The following is a 14,516-nucleotide window of genomic DNA, read 5'->3' as shown; positions in this document are numbered from 1 at the left end:
TCCATTCAAATATCCCAAGAGAAAGATGGGTGAGGTTTTGTCCACTAGAATAAAGCTTGTCGTGTTTTTCAGGCTTTTATGTCTGCCGAGGCTTCTATGTCTGCTGTTTCCTCTGCTCCGTTTTCCCCTGATGAAATTGCTGCTGAGGGGTTAAAGCCCGATGAATACGAAGAAATCGTCAGACGCTTAGACCGTCACCCCAACAAAGCTGAACTGGGTATGTTTGGCGTAATGTGGTCAGAACATTGTTGCTACAAAAACTCTCGTCCTTTATTAAGGCAGTTTCCAACAACGGGCGATCGCATTTTGGTAGGTCCCGGCGAAAACGCAGGCGTGGTAGACGTGGGCAATGGCTTACGGTTGGCATTTAAGATTGAATCTCACAACCATCCTTCGGCGGTTGAGCCATTTCAAGGAGCCGCCACCGGGGTTGGAGGCATCCTCCGCGACATTTTTACCATGGGGGCACGCCCAATCGCTGTTCTCGATTCGCTCCGCTTTGGCAGTCTAGACGATGCCCGGACACGACGACTGTTTAGCGGAGTGGTGTCGGGCATTTCCCACTACGGCAACTCGGTGGGTGTACCCACGGTCGGGGGTGAGGTTTATTTTGACCCTGCCTATGCAGGCAACCCCCTGGTGAATGCCATGGCACTGGGGCTGATGGAAACCCCAGAAATCGTTAAATCCGGCGCGTCGGGCATTGGTAACCCGGTGTTGTATGTCGGTTCCACAACGGGACGGGACGGTATGGGAGGAGCCAGCTTTGCCAGTGCTGAGTTGACCGACGAATCAGAAGCCGATCGCCCTGCGGTGCAAGTGGGTGATCCCTTCTTGGAGAAGTCTCTTATTGAAGCCTGTTTAGAAGCGTTCAAAACGGGGGCTGTAGTTGCGGCTCAGGATATGGGAGCCGCAGGCATTACCTGTTCCACATCCGAGATGGCAGCCAAGGGGGGTGTGGGCATTGAGCTAGATCTGGATTTGATTCCGGTGCGCGAAACGGGGATGGTGCCCTATGAATACCTGTTGTCGGAGTCCCAGGAACGGATGTTATTTGTGGCTCACAAGGGACGGGAGCAAGAACTGATTGACATTTTTGAGCGGTGGGGGTTGCACGCCGTGGTTGCTGGAACGGTGATCAAGGAGCCGATTGTGCGGATCTTCTTCCAGGGGAAAGTCGCGGCGGAGATTCCCGCAACCGCTCTGGCAGACAATACCCCGATTTATCACCGTGAGTTGTTGGCGGAACCGCCTGCCTATGCACGTCAAGCCTGGAGTTGGTCGGCTGCAAGCTTGCCCGGTTGCACGGTCGAGGGAATTGAGATTCAGGGACGGATGCAGACCTGGAACGATGTTTTGCTGACCTTGCTCGATACCCCAACGATCGCCTCAAAACGCTGGGTCTATCGTCAATATGACCACCAGGTACAAAACAACACGGTGATTCTGCCGGGTGGAGCCGATGCGGCGATCGTTCGTCTGCGCCCCCAGGAGCCGATTGCTGGGGTAACTCCGTCAGCCATAACATCGGGAGTGGCAGCAACGGTCGATTGCAACGGACGGTATGTGTACTTAAATCCCTATGAAGGCGCAAAGGCAGCCGTTGCTGAAGCCGCTCGCAACCTCAGTTGTGTGGGGGCTGATCCACTGGCTGTCACCGATAACCTCAACTTCGGTAGTCCTGAAAAGCCCGTTGGCTATTGGCAATTGGCAGAAGCCTGTCGCGGGTTAGCCGAGGCTTGTCGGGAGTTCAGTACGCCTGTTACTGGGGGCAATGTCTCGCTCTACAACGAGACGGTGGATGCCACCGGGAATCCGCAGCCCATCTACCCCACGCCTGTGGTAGGAATGGTAGGATTAGTACCTGATTTAACGCAAACGTGTGGACAGGGATGGCGATCGCCCGGAGACTCGATCTATCTCTTAGGCGCAAGGGTAGAGACATCATCTGAACAGGTAACACTGGGTGCATCGGAATACCTCGCCGTGATTCACAACACTATTGCAGGGCTGCCTCCTGCCATTGACTTTGACCTAGAACGAAAAGTACAAGCGGCTTGTCGAGACGGCATTCGTCAGGGATGGGTGCGATCGGCTCACGATTGCGCCGAAGGAGGATTGGCGATCGCCCTGGCAGAATGCTGTATTAGCGGGCAACGCGGAGCCACAATTGAGTTACCCGTTGATAGCACCTCAGTGGCTGTGCGCTGGGATCATCTGCTGTTTGCCGAGGGCGGTGCCCGCATTGTAGTGTCTGTCGCTGAGCAACAGCGTGAAACTTGGGAATCCTATTTACAGGAGCACCTCGGAGATCACTGGCAACGGATAGGTCACGTCAGTGAATCTAATACCTCCCTCACCCTCTTGACGGTAGACCGACTCCAGGTAGTTGACGTTAGCATAGAGGCAATGGGCGATCGCTGGCTCAATGCCATTGAGCGACGCATGACAGCAGACTAATCTTCCTAAAACTAAATACACTGTTAGGTTTGACTGTTCTCGATTTCAAGCTGAGTCTTAAACCCCCATCTCAAAGGCTCTGTCTCTTCTTCTGCCTCTTATCAGTTTTAGAGGTAGAGCCTCTCAGTTTCCCGCCTCAAGATTCAGCTTTGAGACAACTTCATTTCTTGACCTCCGTTTCCTCGTCATCCCTGCCCTTTGTTATCCCTCGACCCCTCTTTTAATCTCCTTTCCCACTTTCTTTGCCGGTTTGCCTGTGAATGTTACAAATTAGGGTTCCGTTGTTTCTGAAGCCTGCCATACTGTGAAGTAATGTATTAAAGAAGGGTTAAGTGACATTAAGAAACCCTTCTGACTTTCGGTTTGGTTCCCCCAGTTGGTTCACCTATTGACAGCCCCCAAATTCCTATCCATTGTCTATTACCACACCAGGAGCTAAATTCTCCCATGATGCCAAATTCCGCAGATCACCGATTTCCCAACGCGCATTCTGCTGACCTTGACGAATCCCAACCCACATTAAACCCTTCTGATAAACCAGAAGAAGCCTGTGGCGTGTTTGGCATTTATGCTCCAGGAGAAGATGTAGCCAAGCTGACCTACTTTGGTCTTTTTGCTCTACAACACCGAGGACAAGAATCCGCTGGCATTGCGACCTTTGATCATGGTGCTGTCCATGTCCATAAAGATATGGGTCTGGTGTCCCAAGTCTTTAATGAGGATGTTCTCAGTGAGTTAGTGGGTAGCTTAGCCGTGGGGCATACCCGCTATTCCACGACGGGTTCTAGCCGTGTGGTGAATGCTCAACCTGCGGTTGTAGATACTCGTCTGGGTGCCCTGGCTCTGGCGCACAATGGCAACCTGGTGAACACCACTGTGCTGCGGGAGGAACTGATTCAATCCAATGCTCCTTTCTTAACGACAACGGATTCTGAAATGATTGCGCTGGCGATCGCCCAGGAGGTGAATGCAGGTAATGACTGGCTCGAAGGCGCAACCCGTGCCTTTCGCCGCTGCCAGGGAGCTTTTAGTTTGGCGATCGGCACTCCAGATGGCTTGATTGCGACTCGGGATCCCAACGGCATTCGTCCTCTGGTGATTGGCACCCTCGGCGATGATGATTCCACCGCTCCCACACGTTACGTAATCGCCTCTGAAACCTGTGGGTTGGATATCATTGGAGCAAATTATCTCCGCGATGTGGAGCCAGGAGAACTGGTTTGGATTACCGAAGCAGGGCTGTCATCCTTCCGCTGGGCACCCCAGGTTAAACGCAAACTCTGCATCTTTGAAATGATCTACTTTGCTCGTCCCGATAGCGTTATGAATGAGGAAAGCCTCTACAGCTACCGGATGCGGATTGGGCGACAACTGGCATTAGAGTCTCCCGCAGATGTCGATTTGATCCTCGGTGTTCCAGATTCCGGTATTCCAGCGGCGATCGGGTTTTCCCAACAGTCCAAAATTCCCTACGCTGAAGGGCTGATCAAAAACCGCTACGTCGGGCGCACCTTCATTCAGCCGACTCAGAGTATGCGAGAGTCGGGCATTCGCATGAAACTCAACCCACTTAAAGATGTGCTGACTGGGAAGCGAGTGCTGATTGTGGATGATTCCCTGGTGCGAGGCACGACGAGCCGTAAAATTGTCAAGGCTCTACGGGAAGCGGGGGCGATCGAGGTTCACATGCGGATTTCCTCTCCTCCGGTGACTCACCCCTGTTTTTACGGGATTGATACCGACAGCCAGGATCAATTAATTGCAGCCACTAAAACGGTTCAGGAGATTGAGGCGCAAATCGGCGTTGACTCGCTGGCATACCTCAGTTGGGATGGCATGTTAAAGGCGACAGGCGAAGACCCTCAAAGCTTCTGCTCTGCTTGCTTTACAGGCGACTATCCGATCGCAGTGCCAGAGGCAGTCAAGCGATCGAAGTTGATACTAGAGAAGTCTGTACCTGCTCCAACCTCGGTTTAATAACGATTCTGTTAGGGTGAAGCATTCGGTCAAGCAGTGGTAATTGAGCCACAAAATCGATTGCCGAAAGCTTTACCCTCACTTGTATAGCCGTAGCTACATTCAATGGGGCGAAGACGAGTCAGAAAGCTTTCCCAGCATCAGAGTTTGAGCTATTGCCATTGCCTTAAGCTTTCTGACTAAAGCTATATCATCGCGATTTAATGGCTCGTTGAATGTCGCGCTTCTCTTGCTTGCGCTTCAGATCTTCCCGCTTGTCGTGCAACTTCTTACCGCGCACCAGTCCCAGCGTCACCTTGACCCAACCCCGTTTGAGATAGAGTTTGAGGGGTACGAGCGTGAGCCCTTTTTGCTCGACTTTTCCAATCAGCTTGCGGATCTCTTCTTTGTGGAGTAATAATCGGCGGGTGCGGGTCGGTTCGTGGTTATAGACACGATTCGTCGTGTCGTGGGGAGACACATGCACGTTGTACAACCACACCTGATGATTACGGATCAACCCATAGCCATCGCGCAGATTGACCTTGCCCTGTCGAATGGATTTGACCTCAGTGCCTAACAACTCGACCCCCGCCTCATAGGTTTCTAGAATTTCGTAGAGAAACCGGGCTTGTCGATTATCACTGACAATTTTGTAACCGTCGTTGCTATCGCTCATCCTCAAAAACTCAAGCTCAACAAAAATTTTGACTCGACCATTTTTTACTCAAGCACGATGCACCACTCATGCAGTTCATAGGTGACGCAACCGTTTTGAATGAGTGGGTCTTGTGCCACGATCGCCTTTGCCTCGTCCAGAGACGCTGCTTGAAAGAGCAACATCCCTCCGCCCCGCTCAGCCCAATATCCTGTCCTTGCCTGATGTCCTTTGGTAATCAAGTCTTTGACAAATGCTTTATGAGCGGGTACAGACTGATCAAAGGTAGATTTATCAACGATTCCCTTTTCAATTTTGACAAACCAAGGCATTTCAACCGTGCTCTGCTATCGGATTTTAAGGATAGCGTGAATTATCTCCTGTTGAACGACTGTTGAGTTTTGTAGTCATGCCCCACGTTCGATTCTTTATTGCGCTGGTTCCCCCGCAACCGATTCAAGACTATGCTAGCGATGTCATCCAGTCATTGGGCGATCGCTATCGCACCGGGGTTTCAAAAGCCCCGCCCCACGTTACGCTGCAACCTCCGTTTGAATGGGATACGCTGCAACAACATACCCTGGAAGCGTGTTTGAGTGATTTTGTCACACAACAACGTGTTGTACCTGTACAGTTGTCAGGCTTTGGCTCCTTTCCGCCACGAGTGCTCTACATCAACGTTCTCAAGACACCAAGCTTATTGCACTTGCAAGCCGCTTTGATGGCAACGCTAGAAACGCAGTTAGGCATTGTTGATCCTAAATCAAAGCAACGACCTTTCTCGCCTCATCTCACCGTTGCCTCACGCAATGTTACCCGACAGACCTTCAAACAGGCATGGGAAGAACTGCGATCGCGCTCCGTAGAATTTGAATGGGTAAGCGATCGCATCACCCTCCTCATCCACACTGGGCATCACTGGCAAGTTGAGCGAGAATTCCCGTTGGTGGTCAATCGATAATGTCATTGGTTGATGGCTAACTATCAACTGCTACCCATTGACCCTTGACCCTTAACCACTGACTATTAGCCATTGACCCTTGACCACTAATCACTGACCGTTGACCACTGACCATTGACTATTAACCATTGACCACTGACTAAGGAGTTGTCTGCGCACGCTGTTGCTGTTGCTGCCATTCAGCGACCTCTTGCTGCAATACTTCCAGTGCTCTGGAATATTGCAAGTCATCAGAAGTGCCAATGGCGTCGCGATCGCGGAAAAGGGCTTGCCGTTCTTCGTCGCTGAGTTCTACAACTACGTCTGGAGCAATGCCAGCATGGTTGATATCTCGCCCACTCGGAGTTAGATACTTAGCGACCGTAACCGCCAGTCCAGAACCATCTCCCAGACCTCGCACCGATTGCACCAAGCCTTTGCCAAAGGTTTGAGTTCCCACTAATGTGGCTCGATCGTTATCCTGCAACGCTCCCGACAAAATCTCACTAGCACTGGCAGAGCCGACATCTACTAGGACAACCAGCGGTTTATTCGTGAGAGCCGTACCATTGGCAGCCTGGCGATCGGACACACCTTGGCGATCGACCGTTGAAACAATCGTGCCCTCATCCAACCACATCCGAGCGATATCAATGCTGGAATAGAGCAAGCCACCGGGGTTAGCTCGCAAATCTAAGACGTAACCTGTTGCGCCTTGAGCTTCCAAGTCTTCGATCGCTGCCTTCATCTCGTCTGCCGCGTTTGCACTAAATTGAGTCAGACGAATGTAGCCGATCTTGCCGATGTCGCTATTTTGCATCGAATAGCGAACTGGATGGAGTTCAATGCGGGCACGCTGTAAACGAAACTCTAATTCCTCTTCGCCCCGCTTGATGGTCAAGGTCACCTCTGTTCCAGCGGGACCTCGAATCAGAGATACAGCCTGGTTAACATCCATTCCATCAGTGCTCTGACCATCGATTTTGACGATCACATCTCTGGCAGTGATACCCGCTGCGAACGCTGGAGAGTCCTCAATTGGTGAAACAACTACGAGTTCCTTAGTTTCTTCATCCTGAGAAAGCTGGATACCAACCCCAGTTAGCTCTCCCGACGTCTCCACCTGCATACTACGGAACTCTTCTGGGTCCATAAAGCGGGTGTAAGGGTCTTCCAACCGCTCCAGCATTTCCCGAATAGCGGTGTAAGCTTCTTCTCGGTTACTGTACGACCGTCCTAAATATTCACGTCTGACCGATTGCCAATCAGTCTGATTAAAAGTGGCATCGACATAGTTGCGATTCACCAGTTGCCAAACTTCATCCACTAACTCCTTGGGGCTCTCCTGAAAAAATGCCTGCCCTTGCGACAAATGCATTCCTGCTCCAGTGACGGTGACAGCGGTGACAGCTACCGCAGTTGCGCCCAAAACGAAGCCGCGTTTTGAAATAGCCATAATTTGCATGAAGGGAGAGGAGACAAGGGTAAAGTTAGTACGCTCAATCTAGCATAGACTTCTCTAAAAGGTGATCATTGGAGTGATCGGACTGTTTAAAGATTAGCTAGAGAAAAGCTGATTATAGCTTGATTAATGGCTGGCTGGTTGTGGGTCAACCCAACGACCGTCGGCTTTAATTAGATTAATAAGCTCGCTCACGCCCTGATCTTCGGGGACTTTCTTGATTTCTTCTCGTCCTCGGTAGAGTGAGATATATCCAGCTTGTTTGCCGACATATCCATAGTCAGCATCCGCCATTTCACCGGGTCCGTTGACAATGCAACCCATCACCGCAATGTTGAGTCCGGTGAGATGTTTTGTGGCTTCCCGAACTTTGTGTAGCACTTCTTCCAGGTTAAACAGGGTGCGTCCGCAGGAAGGACAGGCAACATACTCTACCATTGTCCGCCGTAAGCCCAGAGCTTGCAGAATACTGTAGCAAACTGGGATTTCTTTTTCGGGGGCTTCGGTGAGTGAAACGCGAATCGTGTCCCCAATTCCTTCGGCTAAGAGGGTGCCAATTCCCGCAGTGGACTTGATTCTCCCATATTCACCGTCTCCAGCTTCGGTGACACCGAGATGCAGAGGATAGTCCATACCCAATTCATCCATGCGACGCACCATGAGACGATTTGCCGCAATCATCACGGGGACTCTAGAGGCTTTAAGAGAAATCTCGATGTTGTAAAAATCGAGGGATTCGCAGATGCGAATAAACTCCAGAGCGGACTCCACCATGCCTTCGGGCGTGTCGCCGTAAGTAAACAGCATTCGTTCTGCCAGGGAACCATGGTTTACCCCGATCCGCATGGATTTGCCTTGTTCCCGCAGGGAGACAACCAGTGGTTCTAGTGTTTCTCGAATCTTGTCGCCAATCTCGTCAAATTCGCTTTGGGTGTATTCTGTGCGATCGCCCTTGGGTTTCTCAAACACGTATAATCCTGGGTTAATCCGCACGTTATCAACATAATTTGCAACTTCCAGAGCAATCTTCATGCCGTTGTGATGCACATCTGCCACCAACGGCACAGGCTTGTAGGATTGATACAACTTTTGCCGAATCTCCTGCATGGCTTTGGCGTGAGCCATACTGGGCACCGTCACCCGAACAATCTCACAACCAATCTCATGCAACCGTCGAATCGCAGCAACAGAGCCATCGATGTCTAGCGTGTCTTCGTTGATCATCGACTGGACGGCGACGGGATAATCTCCACCGATGAAAATGTCACCAACGGGGACAGGGCGAGTCTTGCGACGGGGAATCGCCATATCGGTTGAAAACTGAAGCGATGGAGTAGAGACAACGGGGTTTGGCAGAGTTTGCATATGCGGTGCGTAAAGATGCTGCGGATGAAGAAGTACAGCGATAGCTAATCAAGTACAGCGATAGCTAACAATATTTTGTCCTATTGTCCAGATTGCCATAGAACCTGCCCAATTTGGTTAATAGCAGATGAAGAGAAAGCATGAGGTTGGGTTTAGGATGGGAAAAAGCCTTCCTATGACAATCTCTATGGTTTCTATCGTCTATAGTGACGAATTTTTGCAACACGACACGGGTTACTATCATCCCGAAAACTCAGGCAGATTACAGGCAATTACAACCGCTTTAAGGTCGGTATCCTGGGCAGACCAACTAGAGTGGCGATTGCCCACAGCCGTTGATGCTCAGGGAACTCGCCTCACCGATGCTCTGTATGCGGTGCATCCCCCTCGTTATGTGGCAGCCGTCAAAGCATTAGCTCATCGCGGGGGTGGGCACATTGACCCCGATACTCCCGTATCACCCCGTAGTTACGATGTTGCGTTACTGGCGGTGAGTGCTTGGTTGGATGGAGTCGATCGCGTTCTAGAAGCCAACGCCCCCACCTTTGTGATCGCTCGCCCTCCCGGTCACCATGCTCTGCCAGAGTTGGGCATGGGATTTTGTATCTTTGCCAATGCGGCGATCGCGGCTCTCTATGCTCTACGGCAACCTGGAGTGGAGCGGGTGGCAATTTTGGATTGGGATGTCCATCACGGTAACGGTACGCAGGCGATCGTTGAAACCAACCCCAGTATCCTGTTTTGTTCGTTACATGAATTTCCCCAATATCCAGGAACGGGAGCTACTGACGAACAGGGGGCACACAATAACGTCATCAACGTTCCCATGTCATCAGGCAGCACTCTAAAGGAGTATCGTCCCATCTTTGAAGACAAGATTGTGCCGACGTTGAAGCGATTTCAGCCCGATGTGCTGATTGTTAGCGCAGGATATGATGCAAATAATGATGACCCACTCGCAGGGATTTGTTTGCAACCGCAAGACTATGGAGTTTTAACCGATTATTGTCTGAGTGTAACCCGTCGCATTGTGTTTGGTTTAGAAGGGGGATACCACTTCAACGCTCTGGCTCAGTCTGTCGCGGCTACGATAGAACGGTGCCTGTAGGAGTCGGATAAAAGGGGAGTTGAACGGTGAAGGTTGTCCCTTCTCCAGGGCTGCTGACAAAGCTGATTTGCCCCTGATGAAGATCGACCGATCGTTTAGCGATCGCCAACCCTAACCCCGTTCCCGGAATGTTACCAACGTTTCTTGCCCGCTTAAAAGGCTCAAACAATTGGGTTTGATGTTCTAAAGGAATGCCAATGCCCTGATCTTGCACCTGCAAACAAAGCTGATCATCTTGCAGGTGAAGTGTCAACAGCACACTGCCTCCTTCAGGAGAGTATTTGATAGCATTCACTAACAAATTATTCAACAAATACCACACCAATTTTTCATCGATCATTGCCTGAATAGCTGCTTTATTACATCTAAATTCTAAGCAATGCTTTTCGCCTGCGCTGAGTTGCAACATTTCGATCATTTCCTGACAGAAACTCACCAACTCTACGGGCACCAAGTGAATTTCCAGAGTGCCAGATTCGACTTGCCCTAACATCAATACATCTTCTAGCAAAAGGTTCATGCTATCGGTTGCTGTCTGAATGCGTTGCAGATTTTGTTGTCGTTTGCACTCTGGCATCTGATTACTGTAGTTTTGCAACAATTCGGTTGCCATCCGGATGATGGAAAGTGGTGTGCGAAACTCGTGAGACGCGATCGAGAGATAAAGGCTTTTCAGTTCGCTGGTTTCTTCAGCTTTTTGACGCAAGGCTTCAGCGGCAGCTAATGCCTTCTGGGTTTCGATTTCAGTTTGATGTCGAGAGAGTGCAATTTCGATCGCTGCCCGCAATTCTCGGTCTTTGAAAGGCTTGATAATGTATCCAAAGGGTCCCGTTTCCTTGGCTCTTTCTAACGTGCTTTCATCCGCATTAGCCGTGAGATAGACCACAGGAATATTAAGCTTTGAGCAGATGGATTGGCTTGTTTCAATGCCATCGATTTCACCCTGCAACATGATGTCCATCAACACCAAATCAGGAGAATATTTCACGGCGGCTGCGATCGCTGCATTACTAGATGCCACAACATCAACAATGATGTACCCCATCTTTTCCAGGCAACTTGCAATGTCTTCGGCAACGATTGCCTCATCTTCAACAATCAGGATTTTAGTGGCTAACATAATACAAAAAAATCGCTAAATCCAAATTAATTAGAGTGGGAGTTAATTGATTTGGGGGAAATACATTGGATGAGCCTAATAGAAACATCGGTCAAAGAAATTAGCGTTCTACAAATCTGGGAAAGACAATTGTAAAGACAGTGCCACCATTATTATAAAGTTCCCATTTCCCATTTAATTGGCGACTCAGAGCACGGATCAATCGCAAACCTAAGGAATCTGTCTGGTAAATATTCAAGTTACTGGGTAGCCCTGTGCCATTGTCTTTGACAACTAAATGGACATGTTCCTGGGTGGAATTCATGAATGTGATCATAATTTCTCCAGATTGTTTTTCCTTAAACGCATGTTTAAGAGAGTTTGAAACCAATTCATTAAGAATGAGCCCACAGGGAATAGCTGTATCAATATTGAGGGGCACATCTGAAATATCGAGATTCAGTTGAACTTTATTTGCTTGATCGCGGTGGGTGGAAAAGAGGTTTTGCATGAGACTACGGACATAATCGGCAAAATCAATCTTGGCGAGAGAGTTTGACTGATATAGCTTTTCATGAATCAATGCCATGGATCGAATACGATTTTGACTGTCCGCTAAAATCGTTAGAGTGTCTGGATCGGTAGTATGTTGTGATTGCAAGGAAAAAATGCTGGAAATAACCTGCATGTTGTTCTTCACACGATGATGAACTTCTTTGAGCAGTAATTCCTTTTCATGGAGAGATGTTTTGAGCTGTTCCTCGGCCTGCTTTCGCTCCGTGGTGTCTCTAGAAACCCAGATCACTGTGTTCTCATTGATCGGAGAAATGTTGGCATCAAACCATCGAGTTTGGTGATTTTCCAAGGTCAAACTATATTCAACATTAAGGGTTTGACAAGATCTGAGACATTGGTGGATACAGGCTAAAAAATAATCTGCTAGATCAGGAGAAAATGTATCGTGTAGCGTTTTACCAATGCAATCATTTGCGCTTCCAAACAAACTTGTGGGTTGGGTTGGAGTTTTGAGGCAACGCCCCTGGTCATCAAACACTTGAATTAAATCTGTCATCGCGGCAAACAACGCCGCCATCTCATCGTTTGCACTTTGCAGTTGCTCCTCAGCTTGCTGGCGCAATGTCACATCCCGTCTAACGGCAACATAATGCTCGATTTGCCCAATGGCATTAAAAACTGGAGAAATGGTGATGTCTTGGTGAAACAGTGTGCCATCAGGACGATGGGCAGTGCCTTTGCCACGCCATACCTGTCCTGTGGCGATCGTGGCTTCAATCTGACGAGTTAACGCTTCATCGTGTTCATGCCCCTGCAACAACGTCCCTGGATTTTTGCCAATTGCTTCTGTCCGGCTGTAGCCTGTCATCTTTTCCCAGGCAGGGTTGACATACTCGATCATCAAGTCAGCATTGGTGATCTCGATGGCGTCACCTGCTTTTTCTAAAGCGGTTGCTAACAGAGCATTTGTTTGCCGCGATTGCAAAAGAGCCGCCTCGATCCATTCACACAGTTTTTGAGTGTTTGCCTCTTGTAGAACTAATGAGAGATAGTTGGCAATTTCGATCAACGTAGCAATCTCATATTCGCTCCAACGACGAGGCTCAGCTGATTCAAAACTTAAAATTCCGATTTCAGTATTGGAGTGCTTTAGAGGGATATCCAGTACAGCTTGAACTTTCTCTGCTAATAGAGACTCTTTTTGGGAAGCCAGAATAGAAGCTTGACTAATATCTTCAACAATGACAGGTTCAAATTGACGAAGGGCGTTAACCCATTCAGTCGCAGCTGACATGTCGGTGTCTATCGTAATAGGGGAAAAATTAGCTGGTTGAGCCTGATGAATTAGGGAAATAATATTGTCTTCGTCTAAAACAAAGTATGCTACTCGAAGAGTTTTGAAGTACTTTCTCAATTGCTCGATCGTGGTTTCAATGATGTGCTCAATCGATGAGCTAGAGGTAAGACAAGCAGCGATTTTATTAATAATGCGGAGGTAAATTTGGTTTTCTCGCAACACTTGCTCAATTCGCTTTCGTTCTGCAATTTCATATTGCAAGCGTTGATTCGCTACTTCAAGAGCGGTGGAATGTTCTTTGACCTGTACTTCTAAATTAGCCCTTGCCTGAAAGAGGTCAACTTTAGTTTGCTCTAGTTGGGATTCTCGTTGCTTGCGATCGCTAATATCCCGCACCATCACCACCACTTCATCGGCTCCACTAGGGGTGATACGTACCTCCTGATATGACTGAATCCCATCAATGATAATTTCGTACTCATAAATCTGGGTTTCACCCGTTTGTAAGGCTAGCTTGACATAATGCATTCGCTCATTTGCCATGGTCTGAGGCAACACCTCAAAAATTGCCTTGCCGATCATGTTGGACGAGGGCATGATGGTTTTGCAATTTCGTGCTGGCAAAAAGTCGATATAAACTCCCTCTCCGGTCATCCGAATCATCAGGTCAGGGATTGTTTCTAATACGATTTGCCGGGCAGCGTTGAAACTATTCTCTGCTGGATTAACCGAAGGTGAGCCTGAATTGGTTGGGTGTAATCGTCGCAGACACTCATTTTCGGCTTGCAGTTGAGCAACTTGATGTTGCCATTTCACAGCATTTGAGCGCAGGTAAGCTTGCAGGCGATCGGGGCAAATCGCGCCTAAAAAGTGCATCTGCTCATTGACAATCGCCACTCCATCGGCTGCCTGAGTTTGCAAATAAGCCAATATTGAGACATCCTGGAGGTCAGCTGGATTCAGGGTGAGGGCAGGCTGAACCATAGTTTCCCCTACTGTGATCTGGTGTAAATCAATGCCCAGGGAAACAAGCCTCAGGATAATTTGGGTATTGAGCACGCCGATCAGTTGCCCATTGGTAACTACAAAAGCACCTGTCACGGTTGAGCCTTGTTGCTGAAAGTGTTGAAGAGCCTGCATCAGGGATGTTTCAGGTGAGAGCGTGAGTGGGTGACATTCAATCACCTGCTCCCAATCTTTGGCGTTAATCGGCAATAGGTCTGACAGCATGACAAGCTCAAATGCCAGAAAGGGGATAGATTAGTGCGAAAACCTGATGGTGTCTAAAGTTACACACCTCACCAATAAAGATGCCCATTTATTCAAAGTAGAACACAAAATTATCGCTGGTTAAGTTTAAACTAAACATGACATGTCTGTAGTATTTTGTAGTATGCTTATAGCACAGCGTTAAAACCCTCATTGAGGGGTTCTAACGGTTCAGCTTTCTACCGATTCACAGGCAAAGCCCTGAGGCATGGGAATTCAATAAGTTCGATTTCGGATAGGAGCGGGTTTTGCCATCAAATTCATGGCAGGGAGCAGACTAGTACAGCAAAAAATAAGTTTTGAAAGGGGTGAAGGGGTGAAACCCCTTCTTGGGGGCGAAGCCCCCAAACCCCCTACATTGCAGAACTTTGTGTTCGCAACACTAG

The 14,516-nt window shown here is 49.0% G+C and carries 10 protein-coding genes; 4 read left to right on the top strand and 6 right to left on the bottom strand.

Going from position 1 to position 14,516, the window contains the following annotated elements:
* Positions 1-96: 96 nt before the first annotated feature.
* Together purL and purF are read left to right on the top strand one after the other, a co-directional pair.
* Positions 97-2,460 carry a phosphoribosylformylglycinamidine synthase subunit PurL gene (purL, locus tag H6G89_RS09890; protein ID WP_190505553.1) on the top strand — a complete coding sequence of 788 codons (2,364 nt, stop codon included), beginning with the start codon at positions 97-99 and terminating at the stop codon, positions 2,458-2,460.
* Positions 2,461-2,907: 447 nt separating this feature from the next.
* Complete coding sequence (gene purF, locus H6G89_RS09885; RefSeq protein ID WP_190505551.1) at positions 2,908-4,437, top strand: amidophosphoribosyltransferase; 1,530 nt, start codon at positions 2,908-2,910, stop codon at positions 4,435-4,437.
* Between the two features lie 190 nt (positions 4,438-4,627).
* On the opposite strand, the gene smpB is transcribed toward purF, so the two are convergent.
* Together smpB and H6G89_RS09875 are read right to left on the bottom strand one after the other, a co-directional pair.
* Entirely contained in the window at positions 4,628-5,095 is a 468-nt protein-coding gene (gene smpB, locus H6G89_RS09880) for an SsrA-binding protein SmpB (protein WP_190505549.1), read from the bottom strand.
* Between the two features lie 44 nt (positions 5,096-5,139).
* Positions 5,140-5,406: a YciI family protein gene (locus H6G89_RS09875; RefSeq protein WP_190505547.1), complete on the bottom strand. Its 267-nt coding sequence runs from the start codon at positions 5,404-5,406 to the stop codon at positions 5,140-5,142.
* A 77-nt stretch (positions 5,407-5,483) separates the two neighbouring features.
* Here H6G89_RS09875 and H6G89_RS09870 point away from each other — a divergent pair, with 77 nt between their 5' ends.
* On the top strand, positions 5,484-6,035 hold the full coding sequence (locus H6G89_RS09870) for a 2'-5' RNA ligase family protein (RefSeq protein ID WP_190505545.1): 552 nt from the start codon (positions 5,484-5,486) through the stop codon (positions 6,033-6,035).
* A 139-nt stretch (positions 6,036-6,174) separates the two neighbouring features.
* On the opposite strand, the gene ctpC is transcribed toward H6G89_RS09870, so the two are convergent.
* Both ctpC and ispG read right to left on the bottom strand, forming a co-directional pair.
* The gene (gene ctpC / locus H6G89_RS09865) at positions 6,175-7,470 is read right to left on the bottom strand and encodes a carboxyl-terminal processing protease CtpC (RefSeq protein WP_190505543.1); all 1,296 of its coding nucleotides are present in this window, start codon (positions 7,468-7,470) and stop codon (positions 6,175-6,177) included.
* 132 nt (positions 7,471-7,602) lie between these two features.
* The gene (gene ispG / locus H6G89_RS09860) at positions 7,603-8,841 is read right to left on the bottom strand and encodes a (E)-4-hydroxy-3-methylbut-2-enyl-diphosphate synthase (RefSeq protein WP_190505541.1); all 1,239 of its coding nucleotides are present in this window, start codon (positions 8,839-8,841) and stop codon (positions 7,603-7,605) included.
* A 187-nt stretch (positions 8,842-9,028) separates the two neighbouring features.
* On the opposite strand from ispG, the gene H6G89_RS09855 reads away from it, so the two are divergent.
* On the top strand, positions 9,029-9,949 hold the full coding sequence (locus tag H6G89_RS09855) for a histone deacetylase family protein (protein WP_190505539.1): 921 nt from the start codon (positions 9,029-9,031) through the stop codon (positions 9,947-9,949).
* Here the strand turns inward: H6G89_RS09855 and H6G89_RS09850 are convergent.
* Positions 9,927-11,069, bottom strand: coding sequence for a hybrid sensor histidine kinase/response regulator (locus H6G89_RS09850; protein ID WP_190505537.1), 1,143 nt, complete (start codon positions 11,067-11,069; stop codon positions 9,927-9,929). The two genes, H6G89_RS09855 and H6G89_RS09850, sit on opposite strands and share 23 nt — an antisense overlap.
* Positions 11,070-11,169: 100 nt before the next feature.
* Positions 11,170-14,091, bottom strand: a complete 2,922-nt coding sequence (locus H6G89_RS09845; RefSeq protein ID WP_190505535.1) for a PAS domain S-box protein — start codon at positions 14,089-14,091, stop codon at positions 11,170-11,172.
* Positions 14,092-14,516 lie beyond the last annotated feature (425 nt).

The sequence above is a fragment of the Oscillatoria sp. FACHB-1407 genome, from assembly GCF_014697545.1.
In the GTDB taxonomy this organism is placed as follows: Bacteria; Cyanobacteriota; Cyanobacteriia; order Elainellales; family Elainellaceae; genus FACHB-1407.
Note: the sequence above shows the minus strand (reverse complement) of the source record. Positions and strands in the feature narration are given on the sequence as shown.

Bases quoted from the DNA above. Each gene is read 5' to 3' on its own strand.
- H6G89_RS09870 (WP_190505545.1), top strand. From the start codon at position 5,484: ATGCCCCACGTTCGATTCTTTATTGCGCTGGTTCCCCCGCAACCGATT.
- ispG (WP_190505541.1), bottom strand. From the start codon at position 8,841: ATGCAAACTCTGCCAAACCCCGTTGTCTCTACTCCATCGCTTCAGTTT.
- H6G89_RS09850 (WP_190505537.1), bottom strand. From the start codon at position 11,069: ATGTTAGCCACTAAAATCCTGATTGTTGAAGATGAGGCAATCGTTGCC.
- ctpC (WP_190505543.1), bottom strand. From the start codon at position 7,470: ATGGCTATTTCAAAACGCGGCTTCGTTTTGGGCGCAACTGCGGTAGCT.
- smpB (WP_190505549.1), bottom strand. From the start codon at position 5,095: ATGAGCGATAGCAACGACGGTTACAAAATTGTCAGTGATAATCGACAA.
- purL (WP_190505553.1), top strand. From the start codon at position 97: ATGTCTGCTGTTTCCTCTGCTCCGTTTTCCCCTGATGAAATTGCTGCT.
- H6G89_RS09875 (WP_190505547.1), bottom strand. From the start codon at position 5,406: ATGCCTTGGTTTGTCAAAATTGAAAAGGGAATCGTTGATAAATCTACC.
- purF (WP_190505551.1), top strand. From the start codon at position 2,908: ATGATGCCAAATTCCGCAGATCACCGATTTCCCAACGCGCATTCTGCT.
- H6G89_RS09845 (WP_190505535.1), bottom strand. From the start codon at position 14,091: ATGCTGTCAGACCTATTGCCGATTAACGCCAAAGATTGGGAGCAGGTG.
- H6G89_RS09855 (WP_190505539.1), top strand. From the start codon at position 9,029: ATGGTTTCTATCGTCTATAGTGACGAATTTTTGCAACACGACACGGGT.